This window comes from Caulobacter sp. BK020, assembly GCF_004342605.1.
Lineage (GTDB): Bacteria > Pseudomonadota > Alphaproteobacteria > Caulobacterales > Caulobacteraceae > Caulobacter.
Window position 1 is genome coordinate 1 of sequence record NZ_SLZL01000033.1, and the last position, 25,384, is coordinate 25,384.

Annotated in this window: 33 protein-coding genes and 1 pseudogene; 15 read left to right on the forward strand and 19 right to left on the reverse strand. The window is 68.9% G+C overall.

All coding sequences use genetic code 11. The features are described from left to right. Positions 1 to 222 precede the first annotated feature (222 nt). Together EV278_RS23105 and EV278_RS23110 are read right to left on the reverse strand one after the other, a co-directional pair. Positions 223 to 1,338, reverse strand: coding sequence for a Zn-dependent alcohol dehydrogenase (locus EV278_RS23105; RefSeq protein ID WP_132096463.1), 1,116 nt, complete (start codon positions 1,336 to 1,338; stop codon positions 223 to 225). A 133-nt stretch (positions 1,339 to 1,471) separates the two neighbouring features. Beyond that, positions 1,472 to 1,942: a chemotaxis protein CheW gene (locus tag EV278_RS23110; protein WP_132096465.1), complete on the reverse strand. Its 471-nt coding sequence runs from the start codon at positions 1,940 to 1,942 to the stop codon at positions 1,472 to 1,474. Between the two features lie 223 nt (positions 1,943 to 2,165). On the opposite strand from EV278_RS23110, the gene EV278_RS23115 reads away from it, so the two are divergent. Further along, positions 2,166 to 2,591 carry a hypothetical protein gene (locus EV278_RS23115; RefSeq protein ID WP_132096467.1) on the forward strand — a complete coding sequence of 142 codons (426 nt, stop codon included), beginning with the start codon at positions 2,166 to 2,168 and terminating at the stop codon, positions 2,589 to 2,591. A gap of 65 nt (positions 2,592 to 2,656) precedes the next feature. On the opposite strand, the gene EV278_RS23120 is transcribed toward EV278_RS23115, so the two are convergent. After that, a complete protein-coding gene (locus EV278_RS23120) occupies positions 2,657 to 3,457 on the reverse strand; it encodes an inositol monophosphatase family protein (RefSeq protein ID WP_165916753.1) in 801 nt (266 codons plus the stop codon). Positions 3,458 to 3,619: 162 nt separating this feature from the next. Then, on the reverse strand, positions 3,620 to 3,877 hold the full coding sequence (locus tag EV278_RS23125; RefSeq protein ID WP_132096469.1) for a hypothetical protein: 258 nt from the start codon (positions 3,875 to 3,877) through the stop codon (positions 3,620 to 3,622). Positions 3,878 to 4,252: 375 nt separating this feature from the next. Between EV278_RS23125 and EV278_RS23130 the strand changes: the two are divergent. Continuing rightward, a pseudogene (locus tag EV278_RS23130) lies at positions 4,253 to 4,336 on the forward strand (sigma factor); the annotation flags it as partial. Between the two features lie 39 nt (positions 4,337 to 4,375). On the opposite strand, the gene EV278_RS23135 reads toward EV278_RS23130, so the two are convergent. Both EV278_RS23135 and thiE read right to left on the reverse strand, forming a co-directional pair. Beyond that, positions 4,376 to 4,789 carry a hypothetical protein gene (locus EV278_RS23135; RefSeq protein ID WP_132096470.1) on the reverse strand — a complete coding sequence of 138 codons (414 nt, stop codon included), beginning with the start codon at positions 4,787 to 4,789 and terminating at the stop codon, positions 4,376 to 4,378. Positions 4,790 to 4,866: 77 nt separating this feature from the next. Further along, positions 4,867 to 5,526: a thiamine phosphate synthase gene (gene thiE, locus EV278_RS23140; RefSeq protein ID WP_132096472.1), complete on the reverse strand. Its 660-nt coding sequence runs from the start codon at positions 5,524 to 5,526 to the stop codon at positions 4,867 to 4,869. 160 nt (positions 5,527 to 5,686) lie between these two features. On the opposite strand from thiE, the gene EV278_RS23145 reads away from it, so the two are divergent. The 4 genes from EV278_RS23145 (at position 5,687) to EV278_RS23160 (ending at position 7,966) form a co-directional block, all read left to right on the forward strand. Next, positions 5,687 to 5,872 carry a bacterioferritin-associated ferredoxin gene (locus EV278_RS23145; RefSeq protein WP_007661891.1) on the forward strand — a complete coding sequence of 62 codons (186 nt, stop codon included), beginning with the start codon at positions 5,687 to 5,689 and terminating at the stop codon, positions 5,870 to 5,872. A 143-nt stretch (positions 5,873 to 6,015) separates the two neighbouring features. After that, positions 6,016 to 6,495, forward strand: a complete 480-nt coding sequence (gene bfr, locus EV278_RS23150; protein WP_132096474.1) for a bacterioferritin — start codon at positions 6,016 to 6,018, stop codon at positions 6,493 to 6,495. A gap of 178 nt (positions 6,496 to 6,673) precedes the next feature. After that, positions 6,674 to 7,261 carry a TspO/MBR family protein gene (locus EV278_RS23155; RefSeq protein ID WP_132096476.1) on the forward strand — a complete coding sequence of 196 codons (588 nt, stop codon included), beginning with the start codon at positions 6,674 to 6,676 and terminating at the stop codon, positions 7,259 to 7,261. Positions 7,262 to 7,330: 69 nt separating this feature from the next. Then, entirely contained in the window at positions 7,331 to 7,966 is a 636-nt protein-coding gene (locus EV278_RS23160) for a DUF2799 domain-containing protein (RefSeq protein WP_132096478.1), read from the forward strand. 12 nt (positions 7,967 to 7,978) lie between these two features. Here EV278_RS23160 and EV278_RS23165 read toward each other — a convergent pair whose 3' ends face one another. The 4 genes from EV278_RS23165 to EV278_RS23180 form a co-directional block, all read right to left on the reverse strand. Continuing rightward, positions 7,979 to 8,389: a DoxX family protein gene (locus EV278_RS23165; protein ID WP_243692306.1), complete on the reverse strand. Its 411-nt coding sequence runs from the start codon at positions 8,387 to 8,389 to the stop codon at positions 7,979 to 7,981. Between the two features lie 56 nt (positions 8,390 to 8,445). Then, entirely contained in the window at positions 8,446 to 9,216 is a 771-nt protein-coding gene (locus EV278_RS23170) for a DNA-binding domain-containing protein (RefSeq protein ID WP_132096480.1), read from the reverse strand. Then, on the reverse strand, positions 9,209 to 10,063 hold the full coding sequence (locus EV278_RS23175) for a DUF692 domain-containing protein (RefSeq protein WP_132096482.1): 855 nt from the start codon (positions 10,061 to 10,063) through the stop codon (positions 9,209 to 9,211). The genes EV278_RS23170 and EV278_RS23175 overlap by 8 nt, the downstream gene beginning before the upstream one ends. Positions 10,064 to 10,141: 78 nt before the next feature. Then, positions 10,142 to 10,420: a DUF2282 domain-containing protein gene (locus tag EV278_RS23180; protein ID WP_132096484.1), complete on the reverse strand. Its 279-nt coding sequence runs from the start codon at positions 10,418 to 10,420 to the stop codon at positions 10,142 to 10,144. A gap of 216 nt (positions 10,421 to 10,636) precedes the next feature. Between EV278_RS23180 and EV278_RS23185 the strand changes: the two genes are divergently transcribed. Next, positions 10,637 to 11,179 (forward strand): sigma-70 family RNA polymerase sigma factor, encoded by a 543-nt coding sequence (locus tag EV278_RS23185; protein WP_132096486.1) that lies wholly within the window; start codon positions 10,637 to 10,639, stop codon positions 11,177 to 11,179. Continuing rightward, positions 11,166 to 11,807 (forward strand): NrsF family protein, encoded by a 642-nt coding sequence (locus EV278_RS23190; protein ID WP_132096488.1) that lies wholly within the window; start codon positions 11,166 to 11,168, stop codon positions 11,805 to 11,807. The genes EV278_RS23185 and EV278_RS23190 overlap by 14 nt, the downstream gene beginning before the upstream one ends. 140 nt (positions 11,808 to 11,947) lie before the next feature. On the opposite strand, the gene efp is transcribed toward EV278_RS23190, so the two are convergent. Further along, complete coding sequence (gene efp, locus EV278_RS23195; RefSeq protein WP_132096490.1) at positions 11,948 to 12,517, reverse strand: elongation factor P; 570 nt, start codon at positions 12,515 to 12,517, stop codon at positions 11,948 to 11,950. A 109-nt stretch (positions 12,518 to 12,626) separates the two neighbouring features. Between efp and epmA the strand changes: the two genes are divergently transcribed. Continuing rightward, positions 12,627 to 13,676 (forward strand): EF-P lysine aminoacylase EpmA, encoded by a 1,050-nt coding sequence (gene epmA, locus EV278_RS23200; RefSeq protein ID WP_132096491.1) that lies wholly within the window; start codon positions 12,627 to 12,629, stop codon positions 13,674 to 13,676. 17 nt (positions 13,677 to 13,693) lie between these two features. Here epmA and EV278_RS23205 read toward each other — a convergent pair whose 3' ends face one another. Further along, on the reverse strand, positions 13,694 to 14,797 hold the full coding sequence (locus EV278_RS23205) for a lactonase family protein (RefSeq protein ID WP_165916754.1): 1,104 nt from the start codon (positions 14,795 to 14,797) through the stop codon (positions 13,694 to 13,696). A gap of 101 nt (positions 14,798 to 14,898) precedes the next feature. Next, the gene (locus EV278_RS23210) at positions 14,899 to 15,741 is read right to left on the reverse strand and encodes a class I SAM-dependent methyltransferase (protein WP_132096495.1); all 843 of its coding nucleotides are present in this window, start codon (positions 15,739 to 15,741) and stop codon (positions 14,899 to 14,901) included. Positions 15,742 to 15,806: 65 nt separating this feature from the next. On the opposite strand from EV278_RS23210, the gene EV278_RS23215 reads away from it, so the two are divergent. Beyond that, positions 15,807 to 16,232, forward strand: a complete 426-nt coding sequence (locus EV278_RS23215; RefSeq protein WP_243692304.1) for a helix-turn-helix domain-containing protein — start codon at positions 15,807 to 15,809, stop codon at positions 16,230 to 16,232. A gap of 196 nt (positions 16,233 to 16,428) precedes the next feature. Continuing rightward, complete coding sequence (locus EV278_RS23220; RefSeq protein ID WP_132096499.1) at positions 16,429 to 17,469, forward strand: lysine-2,3-aminomutase-like protein; 1,041 nt, start codon at positions 16,429 to 16,431, stop codon at positions 17,467 to 17,469. Between the two features lie 82 nt (positions 17,470 to 17,551). Here the strand turns inward: EV278_RS23220 and fba are convergent, their stop codons facing one another. The 4 genes from fba to gap form a co-directional block, all read right to left on the reverse strand. After that, entirely contained in the window at positions 17,552 to 18,643 is a 1,092-nt protein-coding gene (fba, locus tag EV278_RS23225) for a class II fructose-bisphosphate aldolase (RefSeq protein ID WP_132096500.1), read from the reverse strand. A gap of 213 nt (positions 18,644 to 18,856) precedes the next feature. After that, the gene (locus tag EV278_RS23230; RefSeq protein ID WP_132096502.1) at positions 18,857 to 20,047 is read right to left on the reverse strand and encodes a phosphoglycerate kinase; all 1,191 of its coding nucleotides are present in this window, start codon (positions 20,045 to 20,047) and stop codon (positions 18,857 to 18,859) included. Between the two features lie 9 nt (positions 20,048 to 20,056). Beyond that, positions 20,057 to 20,632 carry a hypothetical protein gene (locus tag EV278_RS23235; protein ID WP_132096504.1) on the reverse strand — a complete coding sequence of 192 codons (576 nt, stop codon included), beginning with the start codon at positions 20,630 to 20,632 and terminating at the stop codon, positions 20,057 to 20,059. A 22-nt stretch (positions 20,633 to 20,654) separates the two neighbouring features. After that, positions 20,655 to 21,662, reverse strand: a complete 1,008-nt coding sequence (gap, locus tag EV278_RS23240) for a type I glyceraldehyde-3-phosphate dehydrogenase (RefSeq protein ID WP_132096506.1) — start codon at positions 21,660 to 21,662, stop codon at positions 20,655 to 20,657. A gap of 229 nt (positions 21,663 to 21,891) precedes the next feature. Between gap and EV278_RS23245 the strand changes: the two genes are divergently transcribed. Then, positions 21,892 to 22,338 (forward strand): hypothetical protein, encoded by a 447-nt coding sequence (locus EV278_RS23245; protein ID WP_243692305.1) that lies wholly within the window; start codon positions 21,892 to 21,894, stop codon positions 22,336 to 22,338. A 3-nt stretch (positions 22,339 to 22,341) separates the two neighbouring features. Beyond that, the gene (locus EV278_RS23250) at positions 22,342 to 22,668 is read left to right on the forward strand and encodes a cell division protein ZapA (RefSeq protein WP_012284839.1); all 327 of its coding nucleotides are present in this window, start codon (positions 22,342 to 22,344) and stop codon (positions 22,666 to 22,668) included. A 197-nt stretch (positions 22,669 to 22,865) separates the two neighbouring features. On the opposite strand, the gene EV278_RS23255 is transcribed toward EV278_RS23250, so the two are convergent. Together EV278_RS23255 and EV278_RS23260 are read right to left on the reverse strand one after the other, a co-directional pair. Next, a complete protein-coding gene (locus tag EV278_RS23255) occupies positions 22,866 to 24,062 on the reverse strand; it encodes a patatin-like phospholipase family protein (protein WP_132096510.1) in 1,197 nt (398 codons plus the stop codon). Between the two features lie 120 nt (positions 24,063 to 24,182). Beyond that, entirely contained in the window at positions 24,183 to 24,389 is a 207-nt protein-coding gene (locus EV278_RS23260; RefSeq protein WP_029908363.1) for a cold-shock protein, read from the reverse strand. 292 nt (positions 24,390 to 24,681) lie between these two features. Here EV278_RS23260 and EV278_RS23265 point away from each other — a divergent pair, with 292 nt between their 5' ends. Together EV278_RS23265 and EV278_RS24155 are read left to right on the forward strand one after the other, a co-directional pair. Beyond that, positions 24,682 to 24,921: a hypothetical protein gene (locus EV278_RS23265; protein WP_132096512.1), complete on the forward strand. Its 240-nt coding sequence runs from the start codon at positions 24,682 to 24,684 to the stop codon at positions 24,919 to 24,921. Positions 24,922 to 24,995: 74 nt separating this feature from the next. Continuing rightward, positions 24,996 to 25,154, forward strand: a complete 159-nt coding sequence (locus tag EV278_RS24155; RefSeq protein ID WP_165916755.1) for a hypothetical protein — start codon at positions 24,996 to 24,998, stop codon at positions 25,152 to 25,154. Positions 25,155 to 25,384 lie beyond the last annotated feature (230 nt).

Here is a 25,384-nt window from a genome sequence, read left to right on the forward strand (position 1 = left end):
CGCTGTCGCCCGAAAGCTCCTGGTCCGCCTCAACGCCAAGGCCAGGGATGCTCGCGCCGCCTTCGTACCGGCTTGACCATCCAGACAGTCGCTCTGCCCGCCGCGGGTGCGGAAGGGGCGGTTCGCCAGCGAACCGCTTGCGTCTCTCGTGTCAGCTGAACCAGGGGGCCCGGGCACAAGGCCCGGGATGACGGTCGAAATGGGGTGGGAGCCGCGTCACGATCACTCGAACACGATCACCGACCGCGCCAGCTCGCCGCGCTTCAGTTCGTCGAAGGCCGAGTTGACGTCTTCCAGCCGGATCCGCCGCGAGATCAGTTCGTCCAGCTTCAGCTTGCCGCCCATATAGGCGTCGACCAGGCGGGGCATGTCGACCGGGAAGCGGTTGGAGCCCATGAAGCTGCCCTGGATCTTCTTCTCGCCCAGGAAGTCGGGGCCGTGCAGCTCGATCATCGTGCCCACGGGGATCATGCCGATGATGTTGGCGGTGCCGCCCCGGCGCAGCATCCTGAACGCCTGCTCGGCGGTGACCTTCAGGCCGATGGCCTCGAAGCTGTGGTGGACGCCGCCGCCGGTCAGGTCCTGCACCGCCTTGACCGGGTCGTCGGCCCCGGCGTCGATCACGTCGGTGGCCCCGAACGACCTGGCCAGCGCCAGCTTGGAGGGGATGCGGTCGATGGCGATGATCCGGCCGGCGCCGGCCATGGCCGCGCCGTTGATCGTCGCCAGGCCCACCCCGCCGCAGCCGATCACGGCCACGGTCTCGCCGGGCCGCACGCCCGAGGTGTGGATCACCGCCCCGACCCCGGTCATCACCGAGCAGCCGATCAGGGCGGCGCGGTCGAACGGCATGTCGCGGCGGATGGCCACGCAGGCGTGCTCGTGCACCAGCATCTGCTCGGCGAACGACGACAGGTTCAGGAACTGGGCCATCTTGGTATCGCTGGTTCTTTCCCCATTTGACCCCAACAGGTCCTCGCGGAACAGGCGGGGCTCCTCGCCCTTGGCGCGCTTGGTCTCGGGACTGACGCACAGGCTCATATGGCCGGTCAGGCAGACCTCGCAGTGGCCGCAATAGGCGCTGAGGCAGGTGATCACGTGGTCGCCGACCTTGACGGTGCGGACCTCCGAGCCGACGGCCTCGACCACGCCGGCGCTCTCGTGGCCCAGCACGGCGGGCAGGGGATGGGGGTAGGAGCCTTCGACGAAGTGCAGGTCGGAATGGCAGACCCCGGCGGCCTTGGTGCGGATTAGCACCTCGCGCGGACCCGGCTTGCCGATCGAGACCTCCTCGATCGTGAGCGGCTTGCCCACCTCGCGCAGAACGGCGGCCTTCATCGGCGATCTCCCTGGTTGTTGCGGGAGACCCTAGCGGCAGGGCGGGGGACGAAGGAAGGGGCTATTGAAACAAATGTTTGGCGAGGGTGGCGCGACCGGGGACAAGGCGCATGCGCCTGTCCCCAACCTGGCCCTAGGCCGCGATCGCCACCTTGCGCTCGGGCAGGATGGCCTCCACGGCCAGCAGCACGATCATTGCCGCCTCGGTGGTGATCACCGCCGAGACCAGGGGCGAGGCGGCGTCCTCGCCCAAAGGCGGCGGGGGGCTGATGGCGTCGGCCGGGACGATGAAGCTGTCGCAGACCGCGTCGACCAGCAGGCCGGCGACGTCGTCGTGGTGCTCGACCACGATGATCACCTGGCGGGCGCTGTCGGCGGCCACGCCCTTGCCCAGGCGTTCGGACAGGTCGATGACCGGCATCACCTGGCCGCGCAGGTTGATCACGCCGCGCACATAGGGCGGCGCGTCGGGCAGCGGGGTGGCCGGGGTCACGCCGCGTATCTCGCGGACCGCGCCCACGGGCACCCCATAGGTCTGGGTCCCGACTTCGAACGACAGGATCTGCAGATCCTCGCCGGCCGCGTAAGCCACGTTCCTGGACATCGCCTGGTCGCCTTCAAGCCTGTCGTCGCCCGTTCTGGGCGCCGTCCTGGCGGCATCCTCGCGCAGAAAGGTGAATCAATCGGCTTCTTTCAAGGATTTAGGGTTTCAGGCGGGGGCGAAGCTGACGGCTCCGTTCAGCCTGCGTTCAGCCGCCGGGCCGGAGGATGATCGCAACATGGAGAGGGAACGTATCCGAACGCCTCCTCCAGGAAGGAACAGCGTCATGACCCGCAATCTGAAGACCACGATCGGCCAAGTCGCCGCCGGTGTCGCGGCCCTGGCCATGGTCGCCGGCGCCAGCGCCGCCTCGGCCCAGAGCTATCGCCACGGCGGCTATTACGGCGGCCGCCATCACCATCGCGACAACGACGTGGGCGTGGCTATCGCCGGCGGCATCGTCGGCCTGGCCCTGGGCGCGGCGATCGCCGGCAACAACAACGACCATTATCGCCGTGGCTACAGCTACGGCTACGCCCCGCCGCCGCCCCCGCCCCGCTATTACGGCTATGGTTATGACCGTCCCTACGGCTATGGACGCCCCTACGGTTACGGCTATGGCCGGGGCTATGGCTACGGCCGTGACTGCTGGACCACCCGCGACTACGACCGCTGGAGCGGCTCGGTCTACGAACGGACCGTCTGCCGTTAGGGCTTGCTAGACCAATACGAAGACGCCCCGGGCTCGACGAGCCCGGGGCGTTTTTGTTTGGTCCCTTATCCCGCCGCCGCTCGCAGCCGCTCCAGAACCTGCGGGTGCAGTTCCTGGTTGGCCGCGACGATCGAGGCGCCGCCGATCGGGTCGCCGTGCTCCTCGATGGTCGAGACCTTGCCGCCGCTCTCGGTGACCATCAGCACGCCGGCCGCCACGTCCCACGGCTTGATGTTGCGCTCCCAGTAGCCGTCGAAGCGGCCGGCCGCCACCCAGGCCAGGTCCAAGGCCGCCGAGCCGAAGCGGCGCACGCCGGCGACCTTCTGGCTGATCTGGTGCAGCTCCTTGAGGAACTGGGCGTGGCCGGGCTTGCCCAGGAACGGAACGCCGGTGGCCAGGATGGTTTCGTCCAGGTGACGGCGGGCGGCGACGCGCAGGCGCTTCTCGGCGCCGAGGAACGCGCCCTTGCCCTTCTCGACCCAGAACAGGTCGTTGGTGATGGGGTTGTAGGTGACGCCGGCCACCACCTCGCCCTCACGCTGCAGGGCGATGTTGACGGCGAAGTGCGGGATGCCGTGCAGGAAGTTGGTGGTGCCGTCCAGCGGGTCGACGATCCAGGTGTGGGTCTTGTCGGTGCCCTCGACCAGGCCGCGCTCCTCGCCCAGGAAGCCGTAGCCGGGGCGGGCCTTCTCCAGGATCTCGAAGATCACCTGCTCGGCCTTCTGGTCGGCGGCGGTGACGAAGTCGGCGGGCCCCTTCTTGGACACCTGCAGCTCGGTGACTTCGCCGAAGTCACGGGCCAGGCCGCGGGCCGCCTTGCGAGCGGCGTCGATCATCACGTTCAGGAGGGCGGAAGCGGTGGCCAATCGAAAGTGTCCTTCAAAGGTCCCCCTACGCAGCGTCCCATCCTTGAAAAAGGCGGCGACGGCGGGGGATAGGCGTGCGGGCGGATAGAAAGATCGGGAAAGTGGGCGCGATACCTAGTCGCCTGGGCCGCTGAAAGCAAGGCGAGGGGATTTTGCCGCGGCTCAGGCGTCCGGTTTGCGGTCGCGGCGATAGAGGTGCCGCGCCACCCAGGCCAGCACGCCCAGTATCAACAGAGCGAAGGCTGACAGGAGCGCCTTGCCGATCCATGTGGTGGTTTGATCGGCGAGATCTTCGGAGGTGACCACGGTCGCCGAGGGCAAGCTGACCTTCACCTCTAGCGTCGCAAGCGGCGGAACGAGGAGAAAGCACACAATGATCGCCACCAACGCGAGGGCGATCAATTTCCATCGCGTCGGCATGTAGTCCGTATCCTGTCGTACACCATTTCAAGGCGTTCAAGCTGCCGGGATTTTCGCTGGCGAGCAATGGCCGCCGACTGTCCCCCGGCCATGGCACGTTTTGGCGGCTTGTCTCGTCCTGTCCTCAAACAACGGAGGGCGACCACGATGCGACGGGTGAAGTGGATCCTGCCCGCGCTCCTTGCTGTCGACGGCGCGGTGATGATGCTGGCCTCGGCCTGATGGTATCCGCGCGTGCCGGGGGGGGCGAGACCGGACCGCTGGACGACCACTTCGTACGCGACATCAGGGCCCCGACCTAGCCTGCGCCCTGATCCTGGGCTGGGCGCTGAGGGACCGCGCGAGAGGGCTGGGCGCGGCGTTCGCGACGGGGCCATGACCGGCTCGGCCCACCGCATGCTGGGTTCGCGGGCCGAGGCCGAGGACGTGGTACAGGACGCCTGGATCCGCTGGCGCGGGTGACTCTTGTCACCTTCTCCCGGAGAGGAGAGGGTGTATTTAAGGCAGGCTCACCTTCGGCAGGCTGTCCTTGGTCTCGCAGGCCACGCGGCCCGCGCCGCCGGCGGCGCCCTTGATGTCCTCGATCTTCTCGCCGGTGCGCCAGCCCTTGGGCAGGCCCTGATCGCCGGTGAAATCCATGCCCAGGTCGATCCACTTGTCGGTAGCGCAGTCCAGGGCGAAGACCATGATCGGACCCTTGCCGGCCGGCCAGGCCTTGTAGGGGCCGTTGGGCCTGCCCTCGGCGATGCGCACCACGATCAGGCCGGACGTCTGGTCCACCCGCATGAAATCGGCGTCGTAGAAGATCTTGGCCTCGCCGGGCGAGGGCTTCCAGTTTTCCGCCCGGGTCGGGCCGGCCGTCGCCAGGCCCAGGGCGGTGACGCCGAGCAAACACAGACCAAGCCGCCACATGGGCGTCCTCCCCGTATTCTTATCACTGGGGAGAGGCTACGCCCGACAAGCTTGAGCGGCAAGGTCGAAGAACGGTGTTATCCGCCCTGAGCGCCGGCGCGCGCCGCGAGGCCCTGGGCGATGGCGGCGTTGATCGCCGCGACAGCGGCCGCCGGGCCGCCGGCGTGTTTCCAGACCCCGGCCGAGACGGCCAGGAAGTCGGCCCCGGCCGTGGCCAGGCCGGCGGCGTTGGCGGCGGTGATCCCGCCGATCGCCACCGAGGGGACCTCCATGGTCTCCTGCCAGATCGACAGGATCTCGGGATCGGCGCTGGTCGGGGCGTCCTTGGTCGTGGTCGGGAAGAAGGCTCCGAAGGCCACATAGTCGGCGCCGGCCTCAGCGGCCTCCATGGCCAGGTGGCGGCTGTCGTGGCAGGTGACGCCGATCATCGCGCCCGGGCCCATCATCTTGCGGGCCTCCTTGTAGGGCGTGTCGCTCTGGCCGACATGGACGCCGTCGCAGCCGAGGCGCGCGGCCAGGTCCGGACGGTCGTTGAGGATCACGGCCACGTCGCGCGACCGGGCGATGGGGCTCAGCGCCTGGACGGCGGCGGCGATCACGTCGTCGGGGGCGTCCTTCAGCCGGATCTGCAGGGCGGCGACGTCGCCGCCGTCCAGGGCGGCGGCCAGGTCGCGGCCGAAGGCGGCCAGGTCGTCCAGGGCCGGCGGAGTGATCAGATAGAGGCGGCAGTCGGTCATGGGGAGCGATTACGCCGATTTGCCGGAAGGGGCGAGGGGCTGAGCTACGGTCGGGGGCAGGCGCATGGGCCTGTCCCCATTTGTCGCACTGCGAGTCAGTTGCAAAAGCCTCGCGCCTGAGCTACATGAGAATGACAATCATTCGGCGGGAAGCGTTTCCTTGTACGTCTGCAACTGTAACGGCATTCGCGAGCGGGAAGTCCGCGCCGCCATCGACGCCGGGGCCACCCGCCCGGCCGAGGTGTTCCGTCACAAGGGCTGCCAGGCCCAGTGCGCCAAGTGCGTCTGCGAGATGCGTCAGATGATCCAGGACAGCCGCGAAGCCCTGGCCTACGCCGCCGAATAATCGGCCGAAAACCGCCAAAAGCCGTTATCGCGAAGCAGTCTCACGCTTTTCCGTGAGGCTGAGAAACACTTGCACACATAGCGGTTGAAGCTCGCGTTCCGATCGAGCACGGTCGCGCCGAATCTTAATCTGAGGAGGCCGCCATGCAAGGCGATCCCGGCATCATCCGGCTCTTGAACGCGGTGCTCACCAATGAGTTGACGGCGGTGAACCAGTACTTCCTGCACGCGCGGATGTACGACAACTGGGGCTTCAAGCGCCTGGGCAAGATCACCTATGACGAGTCGATCGGCGAGATGAAGCACGCCGACAAGCTGATCAACCGCATCCTGTTCCTGGAAGGCCTGCCCAACCTGCAGGACCTGCACAAGCTGAAGATCGGCGAGACCGTGCCCGAGTGCCTGGCCAGCGACCTGTCGGTCGAGCTGGGCGGCCGCGAGACTCTGATCCCCGGCATCATCCAGTGCGAGACCGCCCGCGACTATGTCAGCCGCGAGCTGCTGCGCGAGATCCTCAGCGACACCGAGGAGCACATCGACTTCCTCGAGATGCAGCTGGGCCTGGTCAAGTCGCTGGGCGAGCAGAACTACCTGCAGAGCGCCGTGGGGGAACTGCCGGCGTAGGGCTCAGGCTGGGCGCAGAGATCCTTCCCCACGAGGGGAGGACCAACAAGCGGCCCGCACGGTGAACACTCGCGCCGCCTCGCGGAGCGCGACCATGACGACCTCACAAACCGTTGCCCCGCTTGGGAACCAAGGTCCAGCTAGACGGTTACAAGCATGTTTAGCGAGGAGTTCCGTCATGCATATCCCGAACGGCAAATCCCACGGGAGGCGGACCCACGCCGGCCGCGAGTCGTTCGAGATCGACGCCAAGGCCGACACCGCCGCGACGGCCGGCGCCCAGATCGCCTTGGGCCTGGCGGTGGCCGGCGGGGCGATCCTGCTGTCGACGGTCCTGGGCCGTCGGCACGAGCGGCTGATTGACGACGAGGAATATGCGGTCGGCTACGCCGAGATGCACGAGCCGGTCGCCCACCAGCCCAAGATGCTGACCAGCCTGATCCTGCCGCCGCTGTTCATCGCCATGACCCTGTCGGGCCTGCGCATCTGGAACGCGCCATCCAGCCCCACCCGCACCCGGGCGCTGACCCTCTGGAGCCTGGTCCAGGGCTTCAACGCCTTGTGGCTGGCCCTCGGCGCCAAGCGGGTGGGCGGACAGCTGGGAGCGGCCACGGCGTCCTTGGCCGCCTCGGGCGCCTATGCCCTGCAGGCCCGCAAGCTGGTGGCCCCTGCCTCGGGCTTCAACAGCCCCTATTTGGGCTGGCTGGGCTTCGCCAACGCCCTGACCGAGGAACTGTGGAAGCGCCCGCGCCACACGGTTCACTGAATTTGGTTCATTGACCGTTCAGGCGGCCAAGCTTTAGCTCCTCCCGACAACCTCTGGGGGAGTTTTCGCATGCGTCCGTTCCTGTTGATCCCGATCCTGGCTGGCGGAATGCTGTCGGCCAGTTGCGCCACCATGAGCAAGGAGGCCTGCCTGCAGGGCGACTGGGCCGGCGTCGGCTTCAAGGACGGCGAGGCGGGCCGTCCGCAGAGCCGCCTGGACGAGCACGCCAAGGCCTGCGCCAAGGCGGGGGTCGTTCCGGAGGCGGCGCCGTATTTCGCGGCCCGCGACCAGGGGCTGAAGCTCTATTGCACCCCGGACCGCGGCTTCGACGAAGCGCGCAACGGCAATGGCTATGCCGGGGTCTGCCCGAAGGGCAGCGAGCGCGGCTTCCTCGTGGGTTATGCCGACGGGCAGTTGGTCCATGACGCCGTCTCGCGCCTCAGCCAGGCGGAGTCGGACCGCGACAGCGCCGACCATCGGGCCGAGAAGCGCGATCGCGAGGCGCGCGGCGTCGAGGACGAGCTGAAGAATCCCAAGCTGAACGACGAGCAGAAGCACGAGCTGCGCGACCGCCTGAACCGCCTGCGGGCCGAACGCCGCCAGGCGGTGGAGGACGGCCGCCGCGCCGACTGGGCCGCCCGCGACGCCGAGCGCGAGGTGGCCGAACTGCGGCGTCGGTTCGGGCCGCGGTACGGGGGATGGTAGGCGACGGGGCGCCTACTTGATCCCCAGCGCCCGATCCAGGCTCCACTTCCCGCCGCCCCGGGCGACCAGGAACAGCAGGATCGCCGCCCAGGACAGGTGGGTGCTCCAGGCGTCGGGATAGACGAACACCTCGATCACCAGGGTCATGCCCAGGAACGCCAGGGCCGAGAGCCGGGTGAACAGGCCCAGCACCAGCAGGATGGAGAACAGATGCTCGCTGTAGGTGGCCAGGTGGGCGGCGACGTCCGGCGGGATCAACGGCAGGGCGTAGTCGTCGGCGAACAGCGAATAGGTCCCGTCGGTGATGTGCAGGATCCCGTCGACCTTGGTGCGGCCCGACAGGAAGAACACCGAGGCGACGCCCAGGCGGGCGACCAGGGCCAGCAGGTCGTCGGGCAGGGCCCGGCGGGCCACGGCGGCCAGGCCGTCGAACGGCCGGCTCCAGGGCCGGGCGGCGGCGGAGATAAGGGTCTGGTCGGTCACGCGGAGTCTCCAAGGTCGAGGCCGACGAACACGCCGTCGGCGATCAGGGCGGCGAACAGGGTTGCGAGGTCGGCGGCGGGATCGGCGTGGGCGGCGGCGGTGATCGCCTCGCCCAGGCTGGCGCCGTCACGGGCGGCGGCCAGGAAGGCGAAGCCGGCGGCGTCGAGCAGGCGGCTGTGGACCGTGTCCTCGGGGCGGACGATCAGCACGCCCTGTGGGTCCTCGGCCAGCGTCATCTCACCCGGCTCCGGCTCGCGGGCCGCCAGCCATAGGCCGGGCAGCCCGCTGTGGAACCAGGCGAAGGCCAGGCTGGGATGCAGGCGCGGACGGGCGGCGGCCAGGACGTCCGGGGCCAGGGCGAAAGCCTCGGCCGGGAGAGGCCGAGCCTCCGGCGCGAACAGGGCGGTGGTCCACATCCAGTCCAGCCGGGCCATGGCCGGCAGGTAGGGCAGGTCGCCGGCCGGCGGGAAACGCGCCAGCCAGTCGGCGAAGGCCTCGCCATAGGCCAGCAGGGCGGCGGTGGCGGGCGGATGCTCCCGGGCGAACAGGGCGGCCGCTGCACGGAACCAGTCGTCGCCGACCAGGCTGGCCACGGTCGGGAAATTGGCCGCCAGGGCGTCGACGCAGCCCTTGGCGATGGTGTTGCGATAGACGGCCAGGCCGGCGAGCTCGGTGTCGTCTTCGGGCAGCCAGCCGGCGATGGGCGCGGCGGTGCGCTCGGCGAGAGCGGCGACGAAGGCGTCCTGGAAGGCGGCGAGCTCAGACATGGGCCGGCTCGGCATGGGGACAGGCGCATGCGCCTGTCCCCAGCAGCATCCGATGCGCCCGGTCGCGCTCGGCCATCAGCTCATCGAAAGCGGGAATGTCGTCGTCGCGCTCGATCAAGGTGGGGCGGGGGCCGATGCGGTCGATCAGGCGGCGGTACAGCGCCCAGACAGGCTCGGCCACCGGCGCGCCGTGGGTGTCGATCAGCAGGGCCGAACCGCCTTCATCTGCGCCGTGGCCGGCCAGGTGGATCTCGCCGATGGCGTCGGCGGGCAGGGCGTCCAGATAAGTTTCGGCCGCGTAGCCCAGGTTGCTGGCGCTGACGAACACGTTGTTGACATCGACCAGCAGGCCGCAGCCCGTACGCCGGGTAAGCTCGGCCAGGAATTCGGTCTCGTCGAGGTCGTGGCCGGTCAGCGGCAGGTACAGGGACGGATTCTCGACCAGGATCGTCCGCCCAAGGACGTCCTGGGCGCGGCCGATGTTGGCGGCGATGCGGTCCAGGGCGGCGCGGGTGCGGGGAAAGGGCAGCAGGTCGGGCTGGTGAACGCCGCGCCAGGCGCTCCAGGCCAGGTGCTCGGAGACCACGAACGGCGCGAACCGGTCGGCCAGGGCCTTGAGGGCGGCGAGGTGGCCGGGATCCGGATCGACGTCGGCGGCCAGCGACAGGCCCACGCCATGTAGCGACAGCGGACGGCGGGCGCGGATCGCCTCCAGCCAGCGCAGTCGCGGCCCGCCGGCGGCCATGTAGTTCTCGGGATGGACCTCGAACCACAGGCCCTTGGCGTCGCTGGCGAGCGCCTCGGCATAGTGCTGCGGCTTGAGGCCGAGACCGGCGGTGGGGGGCATGGCCGTCTTCCGGGAGGCGAAAGGGCTGTCATCCCGGAAGCCCGCAGGGGCTGGCCGGGATGACAACGGGGGCGGAAACTAGGCCTTCGGCGTCAGCGAGCCCGTGCCGTTCGGGGTCTTGATGCTGGTGCAGGTTCCCTTGGCGACCTTCTTCCAGGCGTCGCCCTGATAGTCGACCTTGGAGGTGCCCGCGCAAGAGGTGCCGGCGCCGGCCTTGCAGTCGTTCTGGCCGGCCTTGGCCACGCCGTAGCACTTTTCCATCTCGGTCTTGGCCGGCTTCATGTCGTCGCGGGCCATGGCGGCGCCGGCGCTCAGGGCGAACACGGCGGCGAGGGCGAGGGCGGGGGTGCGTTGCATGGGGACGTTTCCTTCGTCTGGGTCCGGCCGCGCCCGGCGCCGTTCGTCGGCCCGTCCTGCGCGGTCAGAGGGGAGTTACGGACGGATACGGCCAAAGGTTACACCAGCCCTCGAACAAAAAATGCGGCGCCGGGCGCGCCGGCGACGAAAGCCCCTTTCCCGTCGCGCGCGGGCGCGTGTAACCATCCGTCCGTCTCGCGCGAACAAGGGGGAGGCGTGACGGATACCGAAGCCGCCCTGAAGGCGCTGATGCTGCTGGGCCTGGACGGCGACGCCCCGGCCTATCGGCTTCTGCTGTCCCAGCTGGGCGGCCGGCTCCGCGTCTATTTCGAGCGCCGCATGCGCGACGCGCCCGGCGATGTGGAGGACCTGGTGCAGGAGACCCTGATGGCGGTGCATACGCGGCGCGCGACCTACGATCGCGCCCAGCCGTTCACCCCCTGGGCCTTCGCCCTGGCGCGCTACAAGCTGATCGACCACTGGCGGCGGCGCAAGGTGCGGATGGCCCTGCCGATCGACGACTATGTCGAGGTGCTGGCCGCCTACGCGCCCGAGCCGGGCTCGGCCATGGACCTGGACCGGGCGCTGGAGACCCTGCCCGAACGCCAGCGCAGGCTGGTGCGCGACGTCAAGATCGAGGGGCTCAGCCTGGCCCAGGCCGGCGAGCGAGCCGGGGTCTCGGAGGGCGCGGCCAAGGTCGCCCTGCACCGGGCGTTGAAGAGCCTGGGAGAAAGGATGCGCGGCCGTGCGGACGGATGATCTGATCGATCAACTGGCGGCCGACCCGCGTCCGGTTCGGGCCGGGGCGGTGCCGCGCCGCTTCCTGGGCGTCGCCGCGGCCGGGGCCTTGGCGGCCCTGGTGCTGGTGCTGGCCTGGCTGGGGACGCGCCACGACCTGATGGACGCCATGGCCGGCCGGATGTTCTGGATGAAGGCCGCCTACACCGCCCTGCTGGGCGTGGCCGGTTTCTGGGCCCTGGAACGCCTAGCCCGGCCCGAAGGCGCGCCGAAGAAGGCGCTGCTGTTCGGGGCCCTGGTGCTGGCGGTGTTCGTCGGCCTGGGCCTGGGCCAATGGCTGGCCGCCGACGGCGAGCACCGGCGGCTGATGATGATGGGCGGATCCTGGAAGGTCTGCTGCCGCAACATCCTCGCCCTGGCCCTGCCCGGCCTGGCGGCGACGCTGATCGTGCTGCGCGGCATGGCCCCGACCCGTCCGGCCCTGACCGGCTTCGCGGCCGGCGCCTTCGCCGGCGGGGTGGCGGCCACGGTCTACGGCCTGCACTGCGGCGAGAGCACCATGGTGTTCGTCGGGACCTGGTACACCCTGGGGGTGCTGGGAACCGGGGCGCTGGGGGCGGTGGTGGGGAGGTGGGTTTTGAGATGGTGAGCCGCTTGCCCCCACCTGACCGCTTCGCGGTCTGTCCGCCCCCATAGGGGGCGGAGCCTTCAACATGAAGCTCTTCCCCCTTTGGGGGAGGAGGGCCGCAGGCCCGGAGGGGGCGAGTGTTCGCCTCTCCGACCCGACGCTTAGTCCTTGGCGCGTTCCTGGTACGAGCCGTCCTCGGTCAGGATGATCACCTTGGTGCCGGCGGCGATGTACGGCGGGACCATGGTGCGCACGCCGTTGCTGAGCACGGCGGGCTTGTACGACGACGAGGCGGTCTGGCCCTTCACCGACGGTTCGGTGTCGACGATCTCCAGCACCACGGTGCGGGGCAGTTCCAGGGCGATCGGCACCTCGTTGTGGGTCGACAGCTGGACGGTCATGCCCTCCTGCAGGTAGGCGCCCAGGTCGCCGACCACTTCTTCGGACGCCACCAGCTGGTCGTAGGTTTCCGGGTTCATGAAGTGATAGCCCTCGCCGTCCTGGTACAGGAAGGTGTGGTTGCGCTGGTCGACGAAGGCGCGCTCGACCTGCTCGGTCGTGCGGTAGCGTTCCGACACCTTCACGCCGTCCGAGATGCGGCGCATGTTCAGCTGGGTGACCGGCGTGCCCTTGCCGGGATGGATGTTTTCGGCGTTGAGGACCACGTAGAGCTTGCCGTCCATATCGACGACGGAACCCTTCCTCAGCGAGCTGGCGGCAACTTTAGTCACGAGTTCGTCCTTGATCCCGCGGCGGCCCGAAGCCGCGCGAATTTGCGTTGGATATCGCCCTCCTATAGCGATCCTCGCCAAGTTCGCCAGCCCGACCAGAGCGTTTCCCGTGCCGACAGCCTCTTCCTCGCCCTGGTGGCGGCCCGAAAACCACGCCGACCGGCGGCCGTTCCTGTTGGTCCGCAACCGGATCAAGGCCGCGTTCCGGGCCTGGTTCGAGGCGCGTGACTTCCTGGAGGTCGAGACCGCGGCCCTGCAGGTTTCGCCCGGCAACGAGGCCCACCTGCACGCCTTCGAGACCGCCGCCCTGACGCTGTCGGGGGACAGCGCGCCGCTCTACCTGCACACCTCGCCGGAGTTTTCGTGCAAGAAGCTGCTGGCGGCGGGCGAGCGGCGGATCTTCGATTTCGGCAAGGTCTGGCGCAACCGCGAGCGCGGGGCGCTGCACCATCCTGAATTCACGATGCTGGAATGGTACCGGGTCGGCGAGCCCTACCAGGCGCTGATGGACGACTGCGCGGCCCTGCTGGCCCTGGCGGCCGAAACCGCGGGGACCCGGGAATTCCGGTTTCGAGGCCAGGTCTGCGATCCGCTCGCCGCGCCCGAGCGGGTGACGGTGGCGGAGGCGTTCGCGCGGCACGCCGGCGTCGATCTGCTGGCCTCGATCGGGCCAGGTGGCGAGACCGACCGCGACACCCTGGCCGCCTCGGCGCAAGCGGCGGGGATCCGCGTTGCCGACGACGACACCTGGGCCGACGTGTTCAGCCGGGTGATCGTCGAGAAGGTCGAGCCGAACCTGGGGATCGGCCGGGCGACGATCCTCTGCGAATACCCGACCGCCGAGGCCGCCCTGGCCCGCCCCAAGCCCGGCGACCGGCGCGTGGCCGAGCGGTTCGAGCTCTATGCCTGCGGGGTCGAGCTGGCCAACGCCTTCGGCGAGCTGACCGACGCCGGCGAGCAGCGCCGCCGCTTCGAGGCCGAGATGGAGGAGAAGGCCCGGGTCTATGGCGAACGCTATCCGCTGGACGAGGACTTCCTGGCGGCCCTGGCGCTCATGCCCCAGGCCTCCGGCTCGGCCCTGGGCTTCGACCGCCTGGTGATGCTGGCGGCGGGCGCGTCGCGGGTGGACCAGGTGCTGTGGACGCCGGTGGCGGAGTAGGACCCTTCGCTCCGACCCTACGGCAGGGGGATCATCATCACCGGACGTGACATCTCAAACCGCTTGCCGGTCGCCGTCAGCCGGCCGTCCGCCGCGACGTGGAACACGACGATGTCATTGCTGCGCTGGTGCGCCACGAACAGGCGCTTCTGCGCCTCGTCCAGCAGGAAGAACCGAGGCCAGTCGCCCCCCGTCGCGATCGTCTGCAAAGGGGTCAGCCCGCCGTCCGCGCCGATGCGGAAGCTGGCGATCGAGTTGTGGCCGCGGTTGGACACATAGAGCACGTCGCCGGCGGCGTTGATCGCCAGGTGCGCCGCCTGGTTCTTGCCGGCGAAATCGGCCGGCAGGGTGTTGACGGTCTGCAGGGCGGTCAGGGTTCCGTCCGGCGCGCGGGCGAAGGCGACGACGGTGTTGGCGTATTCGGTGACCACATAGGCGAAGCGGCCCCTGGGATGGAAGGCCATGTGGCGCGGTCCCGACCCCTTGGGCAGGGCGGCGGCGACGGTCGGGGCGCCGACCGTGCCGGACCTGGCGTCGTAGGGATAGGTGCGAATCTCGTCGTGCCCCAGGTCGCTGACATATAGACGGTCCCCCTCCGGCGACCACCGAACCCAGTGGGCGTGGCCGGCTTCGAACGCGGCCTTCGGCTCGCCGGCCGCATGCAACACCTGGGGGCCGGGCAGGAGCGCGCCGGTGGCCGGGTCGAGGCGGAAAACCGCCACCACGTCGCCGAAATAGTTGGCCACGGCCAGGTGGCTCTTGTCGGGGCTGAGGGCCAGGTAGCAGGGCGCGCCGGCCTCGGACGGCTGGACGGCCAGGGGCTTCAGCGTTTGGCCGTCGGGCGACAGCCTGTAGGCGCCCACCAGCCCGGCGCTCTCGATCTCGTCGGTGACGTAGAGCCGCCCGGTCTTGGCGTCGTGCAGCGCGAACGAGGCGTTCTCGACGTCGGCGAAGGTCCGCACGGCGGTGAAACGGTCGGTCGCCGCGTCGAACTTCAGCAGCGACATACCCCCGTGGCCATCGGCGCTGTAGGTCCCGACCAGATATCGCGTCTCGGCCAGGGCCGCGCTCCCGCCCAACATCACCGCCGCCGCGAGCACCAGGGTGGAGATCAGTTTCATCGTCGGGCGCTCCATTCGAAAACGCTTATCCAGCGATTCTGCGGTGATCGGTCAGGTCGCGTTCGGCGGGCGTCGGGGCGCCGGTGGTGGGGCGGGGGACCCTAGGCCCGTCCCGTCATCATCCAGCACGCCGCGGTGAACCGCGCCACGCCGTCGGAGACGAAGGGCTCGAAGCCCCGCCGCACGGCCTCGATCACCGCGTCGCGGCGATCCGGCTCCAGGGTCGGCAGCGCTAGGCTCACCGGCCCCATGCGGACCGCGTAGGTCGCCAGGTCGTCGGCCGGCATCTCGCAGGCGATGTCGAGCGGCTGGAGGTCGACCTCGCGCCAACCGGCCGCCGTCAGGATCCCGCTCACCCGCTGGCGATCGGCGAAGGCGAACTGGCCCGGCGCGTCCGGCGCGCGCGGCGGCGGCTCGGGCAGCAGCGGCGCGGCCGCGCGTTCCGCCGCGGTCATGAACGGGTTGTCCTCGATCCCGCGCCAGACGACGCAGGCCAGACCCGCGTCCGGTCGCGCGGCGCGCCGCAGTTTGGCGAAGGCGGCGACCGGGTCGTCGAAGAACATCACCCCGAACCGCGAGATCACCGCGTCGAAGCGGGCGGGCGGGAAGGCGTGGAGCTGGGCGTCGGCGGCGACGAACTCGGCGTTGTCGGCCCCGATCTCGGCCGCCCGCCGCCGGGCCAGGTCGATCAGCGGGACGGAAAGGTCCAGCCCCGTGCAGCGGCCTTGGCCCGCCAGGGCGTCCGCCACGGCGAAGGTGGTCGCGCCGGCCCCGCAGCCGACGTCGAGCACGTCCCGCGCGCCCTGGCGGCGGACGGCCTCGACCAGCGGCGGCACGAGCGGCTCGAGCAGGCGATCGAGCAGCGCGTTCTGCTCCACCCAATTGCGGCCGGCCTGGCCGTTCCAGAGCTCGGCCTGGGCCTGGTTGGCTTGCGGCTGCGTCACGCGATCCTCCTTGCCTTCGACGTCGGGCTTGGGGGAAGCTACGACTTCAAGTCCACTTGAGGTCAATGGTGAAACGTCTCGACATCGCCCAGGTCGCCGCCGCCACCGGCATGGCCGCGTCCAGGCTCCGATACTATGAGGAGAGGGGGCTGATCGCCTCGGTCGGGCGGCGGGGGCTCAAGCGCCTGTTCGAGCCCGGCGTGATCGAGCGCCTGTCGCTGATCGCCCTGGCCCAGACGGCCGGCTTCTCGCTGGACGAGATCGCCGGCATGGTCGACGAGGCGGGCCGGCCGCGCCTGGACCGCGCCCAGCTGGCGGCCAAGGCCGACGCCCTGGACCGGACGGTCCGCCGCCTCTCCGCGCTGCGCGACGGCCTGCGCCACGCCGCCGCCTGCCCCGCGCCCAGCCACATGGAATGCCCCACGTTCCGGAGGCTGCTGAAGGGCGCGGTGGAGACCCGGCGCCGCACGTTCGTCGAGGACCTCGGCTGAGGCGGATCGACGTCCGGCTCGGGGGGGGCGAAAACCTTGTCCTTCGACAGGCTCAGGATGAGGTTTTCTATTCGTCGGGCCTGTAACTGGTCCTCATCCTGAGCCTGTCGAAGGACGGGGACCACGCAGGGCCTTGAATGTCGTTTGGGCCCGCCGCATTGCCCCGGGCGGCCTAATCGGCCATATCCCGCGCCGCATGACCGCCGCCCGCACCCTTCGCAGCGCCGCCGACCTGGCCCAGGCCGGCCTGGTCGCCCCCGAGCGCCTGACCGCGCTGGAGGCGGTGGCGGCGCGCTATACGGTGGCGATCACCCCGGCCATGGCCGAGCTCATAGACCCGGCCAACGAAAGCGACCCGATCGCCCGCCAGTTCCTGCCCGACGCGGCCGAGCTGCTGGAAAACCCGGGCGAGGTCGCCGACCCGATCGGCGACGCGGTCCACAGTCCGGTCGAGGGGATCGTCCACCGCTATCCCGACCGCGTGCTGCTCAAGCCCACCCATACCTGCGCGGTCTATTGCCGGTTCTGCTTCCGCCGCGAGGTCGTGGGGCCCGGCGGGGCGGCCAACCTGTCGCCGGAGCAGTTGGACGCCGCCTTCGCCTATGTCGCGGCCCATCCCGAGATCTGGGAGGTGATCGTCACCGGCGGCGACCCGCTGGTGCTGTCGCCGCGCCGTCTGGCCGACCTGGGCCGGCGGCTGGCGGCCATCGACCATGTCAAGGTGGTGCGCTTCCACACCCGTGTGCCGGTGGTCGACCCGGTGGCGGTCACCGACGACATGGTCGCGGCCCTGAAGGCCAGCGGCAAGACGGTCTATGTGGCCCTGCACGCCAACCATGTCCGCGAGCTGACGGCGGCGGCGCGGGCCGCCATCGCCCGGATCGTCGACGCCGGGATCCCGATGCTGAGCCAGACCGTGCTGCTGAAGGGCGTCAACGACGATCCCGAGACCCTGGGCGCCCTGATGCGCGGCTTCGTCGAGAACCGCATCCGGCCCTACTACCTGCACCACGGCGACCACGCGCCCGGCACCGCCCACCTGCGGACCACTGTCGAGGAAGGCCGCGCCCTGATGCGCGCCATCCGCGGCCGCTTCTCGGGCCTGTGCCAGCCGACCTACGTGCTCGACATCCCCGACGGCCACGGCAAGGTGCCGATCGGACCGGACTACCTGGCCAGGGCCGGCGAGGTCGAAGACCCGAACGGCGGGGCGCACGTCTATCCGCCGAGGGGCTAGGGGCCTCTTCTCACCAAATTTGATCCGTCATTCCGGGCACAAGGCCCGGAATGACGGTTGAGAAGAAGAGCTAAGCTACGCCCTACTCCGCCGCCGCCTTCTTCGCTGCGGCGCCAAACTTGGCGTTCAGTTCGCCGGACACGTAGCGCTTGGCCATGGTCGCGGTGGACAGCGGCTTGATCCTGTCGGCATGGCCGGCCGAGCCGAACTGCACGAAGCGGTCCTGGCAGACCTGGCGCATGGCCTCCTTGGCGGGCTTGAGATAGGCGCGCGGGTCGAACTCGTGCGGCTTCTCGGTCAGGATCTTGCGGATCGCGCCGGTGATGGCCAGGCGGTTGTCGGTGTCGACATTGACCTTGCGCACGCCGTGCTTGATGCCGCGCTGGATCTCTTCGACCGGCACGCCCCAGGTCTGGGGGATGGCGCCGCCATACTGGTTGATGATGTCCTGCAGGTCCTGGGGCACCGACGACGAGCCGTGCATCACCAGGTGGGTGTTGGGCAGGCGCTGGTGGATCTCCTCGATCACGTTCATGGCCAGGACGTCGCCGTCCGGCTTGCGCGTGAACTTGTAGGCCCCGTGGCTGGTGCCCATGGCGATGGCCAGGGCGTCGACCCCGGTGCGCTCGACGAATTCGACCGCCTGGTCGGGATCGGTCAGCAGCTCGTCATGGCTGAGCACGCCCTCGAAGCCGTGGCCGTCCTCGGCCTCGCCCATGCCGCTTTCCAGCGAGCCCAGCACGCCCAGCTCGCCCTCGACCGACACGCCGCAGGCGTGGGCCATCTCGACCACCTTGCGGGTGACCTCGACATTGTACTCATAGGTGGCGGGGGTCTTGGCGTCCTCCATCAGCGAACCGTCCATCATCACCGAGGTGAAGCCGTACTGGATCGCCGTGGCGCAGGTGGCCGGGCCGTTGCCGTGGTCCTGGTGCATGCACACCGGGATGTTGGGATAGATCTCGGCCAGGGCGTCGATCATCCGGGCCAGCATGATGTCGTTGGCGTAGCTGCGCGCCCCGCGCGACGCCTGGATGATGACCGGGGAGTTGACGGCTTCCGCCGCCTCCATGATCGCCAGGCCCTGTTCCATGTTGTTGATGTTGAAAGCCGGCAGCGCATAGTCATGCTCCGCCGCATGATCCAGCAACTGTCTTAGCGTGATCCTCGCCACGTGGTGTTCTCCTGCAAGCGTGAAGTGATTGGGTGGTTTCTTGTTGTTGGGGCTCGGCGCTGATGCGCTCTTTGCCCTGGGTCTCTTTAAACCCGCTCATCCCGGCGAATGCCGGGACCCAGGTGAAGCCCACGAGCCGCTCCAGATGGATCTGGGTCCCGGCATTCGCCGGGATGAGCGGTCCGTGGGGACCCGGAAAGTTTGGTTTCCTCTCTAAATCTCCAGGGCGGCGACGCCGGGAAGCGTCTTGCCCTCCATCCATTCCAGGAACGCGCCGCCGGCGGTCGAGACGAAGGTGAAATCGCCCGAAACACCGGCGTGGTTCAACGCCGCCACGGTATCACCCCCGCCCGCGACGGCCACGATCTTACCCGACTTGGCGAGTTTGGCGGCGTATTTTGCCGCCGAAACGGTCGCTTCGTCGAAGGGAGGCACCTCGAAAACGCCCAAAGGGCCGTTCCAGATCAATGTCTGGCTTGAGTCCATGGCTTCGATCAGGCGCTGGGCGCTCTTGGGGCCGGCGTCCAGGATCAGGTCGTCGGCCTGGACCTGCGAAAGCTCGCGGGTTTCGGCGTCGACGCCGGGCGCGACCTTCTTGGCCACGACCACGTCGATCGGCAGCAGCAGTTCGCAGCCGCTCTTCTCCGCGGTGGCGATGATCTGGCGGGCGGTGTCGGCCAGGTCCTTTTCGCAGAGGCTGCCGCCGACGTCGTGGCCCTGGGCGAACAGGAAGGTGTTGGCCATGCCGCCGCCGATCGCCAGGCGGTCCAGCTTGGCGACCAGGTTGTTGAGCAGGTCGAGCTTCGTCGAGACCTTGGAGCCGCCGACGATGCCCAGCACCGGCTTCTTCGGGTTGCCCAGGGCGGCGTCGAGCGCGTCGAGCTCACGCTGCATGGCCAGGCCCGGATAGGCCGGCAGGATGCGGGCCAGGCCCTCGGTCGAGGCGTGGGCGCGGTGGGCGGCGCTGAAGGCGTCGTCGACATAGAGGTCGCCGTTTTCCGCCAGCTGGGCGGCGAAGGCGGGATCGTTCTTTTCCTCGCCGGCGTGGAAGCGCACGTTCTCCAGCAGGGCCACGCCGCCGTTCTCCAGGGCGTTGACGACTTCGGCGGCGGCCGGGCCGACACAGTCGCCGGCGAAGGCCACCGGCTGCTCCAGCAGCTTGCCCAGGGGCTCGGCGACGAAGGCCAGGCTCATCTCCGGCACCACCTTGCCCTTGGGGCGGTCGAAGTGGGCCAGCAGGATCACCTTGGCGCCCTTGGTCGACAGGTAGTGGATGGTCGGCAGGGCCGCGCGCAGGCGGGTGTCGTCGGTGATCTTTCCCCCGTCGACCGGCACGTTGAAGTCCACCCGGACCAGGGCGCGCTTGCCGGCGAGATCGGCGGTGTCGAGAGTGCGGAAGGGCATGGGTGTCTCTTACGGTTGGGACCCGCGCTCGGGCTGCCGAGGCGTGTCTTGCAGGTTTCCGTCGATGATGTCGAAGAAGCGCCAGTCGGCTTTTCGCGCTCTTCGTACTTCGACTCGCGTGGGGTTGAAGCTCTCAATCCAGGCGATATCCGCCAGGCCTGAGAGGTCGTGGGGATTTTCGAGATACTTAGAACCGCACCACTTGTCGGCGGCGCTGAAGTAGATCGCGGTCGCTGTCTTGCCCGCTAGCCAATCTACGATCAGCTCCTTTGCCACGTTCGCAGCTCTAAAGGAGTCGGTGTCGTCGCTGAGACCGTCGTCCGGCAGGTGGGTTTCCCAATAGCCGAAGGTGACTGTCAGCTCGTCGTCGCAGGTGTCGATGAGGACTTCCTCGACCGCGTCGCCGAGATGAGATCCGATCCGAAGAACGAGGTAATCCTGGTTCCACCATTCCCAATGCCCAGACCGAGCGGCAGGCCAGTGCTGGAACTCCTTATAGATCACGGCGCTCCATTCCGTCACCGGCTGAGCCGATGACGGAACGTAGGCAACGCCGGCGATAGGGGGAGTGGCGGTCTCGGACATGACCAACTCCCTCAACGCGCCCTTACAGGAACTTCGCCATTTCCAGAGCGGTGTCGCTCATCCGCGTCGCAAAGCCCCATTCGTTGTCGTACCAGCTGAGCACGCGGACCAGCTTGCCCTCGATGACCTGGGTCTGGGGCAGGGCGGCCGTCGAGCTGGCGGCGATGTGGTTGAGGTCCGACGAGACCAGCGGGTCCTTGGTGGTGAACAGCACGCCGTTCATCGGGCCGTCGGCGGCGGCCTGCAGGGCGGCGTTGACCTCGTCGACCGTGGTGTCGCGCGAGGGCACGACCTTCAGGTCGATGACCGAGACGTTCGGAGTGGGGACGCGGATCGACGAGCCGTCCAGCTTGCCCTTCAGGGCCGGCAGCACCAGGCCCAGGGCCTTGGCGGCGCCGGTCGAGGTGGGGATCATGCTCAGGGCCGCGGCGCGGGCGCGGTAGAGGTCCTTGTGCATGGTGTCCAGCGTCGGCTGGTCGCCGGTGTAGCTGTGGATCGTGGTCATGTAGCCACGCTCGATGCCGGTCAGGTCCTGCAGCACCTTGGCCACCGGGGCCAGGGCGTTGGTGGTGCAGGAGCCGTTCGAGACGACGATGTCGTCGGCGGTCAGGGTCTCGTGGTTGACCTTGTAGACGATGGTCTTGTCGGCGCCGTCGGCGGGGGCCGAGACCAGCACGCGCTTGGCGCCGGCCTTCAGGTGGGCGCTGGCCTTGTCCTTGGCGGTGAAGATGCCGGTGCACTCGAAGGCGATGTCGACGCCCAGGTCCTTGTGCGGCAGCTCTTCGGGGTTGCGGATGGCCGTGACCTTGATCTTGCCCAGGCCGACGTCGATCCAGTCCTCGCCTGAGGTGACCACGCCCGGGAAGCGGCCGTGGACGCTGTCGTAGCGCAGCAGGTGGGCGTTGGTCTCGACCGGGCCCAGGTCGTTGATGGCGACGACCTCGATGTCGCGGCGGGCATGCTCGGCGATGGAACGCAGGACGAGACGTCCGATCCGGCCGAAGCCGTTGATGGCGACGCGAAGAGCCATGAGGTCTTTCTCCTAACGAGCGTCCGGCCGAGGCAGCCGGCGTTACCTTGATTTTGCAGCGCGTTTTGCGGTGCGGGGCGGGGAAGTCAACCCCAAGAAACCTGTGCGAGCGCTCACATCGGGCGACCTCTTGTTATCCGTGCGGTTTCCTCGCCCAATTGTCGCCATGGCGGGTGGCGAAGCAGGCCGCAGTCTATATGTTGCGCTGCATGACCGTTGGACGATGCCGATGACCCCGGGCGAAGGGAACGCCCTCGAACTGGCCGCGCGACGCCTGGAGCGCGCCGTCAGCCAGCTGGAGCAGAAGATCACGGCCGAGCGCACCGCGCGCCTCGCCGCGTTTTCGGCCGCCGCCGCGGCGGCGTCTTCGGGCGCCGCGTCCGATGATCCGGGCCTGTTCGACGCCGAGGCCCAGGCCCTGGCGGAGTCCAAGGCCGCGCGCCTGGCGCTGGACCTGGAAGCGGCCCGGGCCCGCGAGAAGGCGCTGGAGGAGGCCGGCGAGCAGGCCTCCGAGGCCCTGGGCCGCGCCATCGCCGAGATCCGCGCCGCCCTCGGCGACGAGAGCCTGATCACCGAAGGCGTCCATGACGACGACCTGGACGAGGGCGCTGAAGCCGGCGACCTGTTCGGCGGTCTCGACGACGATGACGACGGCGTCTCGGAAAGGGAGGCCTGAGCCATGGCCCAGCTGACCATCCAGGTGAACGGCCGGCCCTACACCGTCGGCTGCGAGGACGGGCAGGAAGCCCATCTGCTGGAGATCGCCCGCCTGTTCGACCGCCAGGTCCGCCAGGTCAGCCAGGACGTCGGCCAGCTGGGCGAGACGCGGCTGTTCCTGATGGGCGCCCTGCTGCTGGCCGACGAGCTGTCGGACCTGAAGCTGCGCCTGGCCCACGCCCAGTCGGAACTGGCCCGCCTGCAGACCGAACAGACCCGCGTGGAGATCCGCGCCATAAAGGCCCTGGACGCCGCGTCCGAGAAGATCGAGGCCCTGGTCCAAGGCTAAGGCGATCTAGCGCTGCTCTGATATTTCAAGCAGGCTTCGGTCCAGCGGGCCGTTTGGCGTCGAGGCGCCGCCCTCGTCCTTCGACAGGCTCCGGATGAGGGCTACTGGCGAGGCGGTTGAGTAGAATTCCTCATCCTGAGCTTGTCGAAGGACGAGGAATTCGGCCCAAGATCGTCAACTGTCCACAGAGCCTGGGGTCACTTGCCGCTGATCGCCGGCGGGGCGGGGGCGGCGGGCGGCACGTCGGAGGGGCCGTTCGGGTCGTCCGGCAAGGCCCAGGCCCAGCCCGCCTCGGCCCGTTCGCGGCCCAGCCGGAACAGGGCCTCGCGGTTCTTGGCGTCGAAATCCAGGCCCGAGGTGTCGGCGTCGGCGCTGTCTGGGATGGCGCTGTAGAACAGCTGGCCGCCGTTGCGCCGGGCGAAGCCGTAGCTGGCCGCCAGGTGGGTGCGCATCAGGGCCTTGCTCATGGCGTCCCATGACCGGCCGACGATCGACAGGGCCCCGCCCTTGGTGAAGCCGAAGCTGCCATCGACCTTGCCGTTGACGATCACGAACATCCGTCCCGGCCGGGCCGAGTTCTTGGCGGCGGTCCACAGCAGCAGCGACTCCGGCGCCACGAAGAACGGGATGGTGACTCCGCCGTCGACATGCATCTCCGACAGTTCGCGGCCCTTGCCCTGGACCTCGATCAGGGTGGGCGGGAAGACGCCGGGAATGCTGGTCGAGGCGACCAGGACCCGCTTGAACAGCTCCTTGGAGTCCTCGTCGCCGCGGCTGGCGATCGCCCCCATGTCCCAGATCACCGTCTCCTCGGTGTCGAGATTGGTGGTGGCGATCAGCAGGCGCCGGCCGCGCCTGTGCTCGGCGACGATGGCCCGCAGCATGTCGTCGGTCACATAGGCGTCGACCAGCTGGCGCAGGGCGGCGCTGCTGTAGAAGCTGGGATGGAACAGCACGCCCAGGCCGCGCGGCTTGAGGATCCGGCCGGCTTCCTTGCCGGTATAGGCCTCCGCCAGGCGGTCGTCCCAGCTGGGGCCGAGAAAGGCGAACGGGGCGGTCAGGGCGCCGGTCGAGACGCCGGTGACGATGTCGAATTCGGGCCGCTCGCCGCGCTTGGTCCAGCCGACCAGCACGCCGGCGCCATAGGCCCCGTTGGAGCCGCCGCCCGACAGGGCCAGCACGTCGAAGGTGCGCTGGGCCACGGCCCGCTTGCGGGCCGGGTCGCCGAACCGGACGGCGGCGTCCTTGTCGCTGGCGTTGAAGCGGATGTCGGCCAGACCCTTGGGCGGCGGCCCGGCCAGGTCGCTGGCCTGGAACGCCGGGCGCGACAGCGACCCGCAGGCGCAGAGGCTCAGGGCGGCCAGGACGAGGGCGAGGAGGCGGGCTGGACGCATGGGGGCTGTGGGCTCGCTGCCTAAACCTTCGAACCCTGTTACGCCCCTGTGGGAAGCGCGCAAGAAAAATGGGCCGGCGCCAGGCGCCGACCCATCGATGTCTCGAACCTGATAAGCCGATTAGGCTTGCAGATTGCCAGCGGCCATCTTGCCGCTGCGACGATCCTGTTCCAGGTCGTAGGTGATCTTCTGGCCTTCATCCAGGCCGCGCAGACCGGCGCGTTCAACGGCCGAGATGTGGACGAAGACGTCGGCGCCGCCGTCGTCCGGTTGAATGAAGCCGAAGCCCTTGGTGCCGTTGAACCATTTCACGGTGCCGGTAGCCATAGTCGTAGTCCTTGCAGTTCAATAGGCGTCGGCGGAATCGTTCCGCGCGACGATCAAATTTCGTTGGGAGATCGGGAGGCGCGTCCGGCGCTCTCGCGAAGGAGAGCATGGAAAAGCAGGCCGAACGTCAGCGAATTTCGATAATCCACCATGACCTTCATTCGGGGGTGCGGCAAGTGAATTCGTGAATCGACTTGAATCGCGAATAGTTTTGGACCCCAAGCCACGCCTTGAACGTTAAGCAAATTCTCTCGCGCTACTGCGGGAATTGCTGAGTTTCAAGGAGCACGACATGACCCTGATCGAGCGGATTCCTCTGCTGAACGACCGGGAGCTGGTGACGCTCCTGGCCAACGCCCGCCGCCTGGACGTCGTGGGCACCCCGGCCCAGAGGCTGGCCGCGGCGGAGGTTCTGCCCGTGCTTGAGCTTGAAGCCTCCAAGCGCCGCCAGGTCACCCTGGAAGCGGCGACCAAGAAGCGCGGCGCGACCGCCGCCAAGCGCAGGGCCGCCGCGGCGGCCGAAGCCGCCTGAGGCCCTAAAGACGCCTTGCGTCCGTCGTTATTGATAGTCATTCTCAATAATGACGGAGCGCTTCGGAGGCGATCATGGTGTTTCTGACGGCAGGCAGCGGCTGGCTGGCCCTGATGATGCGGGCGGAGCGGACCCGGGCGGGCCACGAGCCGCCCGCCGCCGAATGGCTGCTGCGCGATCCCGAGGCGATTGACGACGAAGAGGCGCCGCCACCGTTGCTGGCGGCGGAATAGGGCTCTCCACTTGCCCCCACCTGGCGGCTTGGCCGCCTGTCCGCCCCCAGAGGGGGCCGAGCCTTGCGCCGGGCGCTCTTCCCCCTTTGGGGGAAGACGATCGCGAAGCGATCCGTAGGGGGCAAGGGCTTTCGCCCTAGAGCGGGTTGAGGTTTAGCTGAATCGCGGGATTCCCAAATCAGCTGGCGTCTGATTCAAGATGCTGGCTGGGAAGGAGGCCAGCATGGATG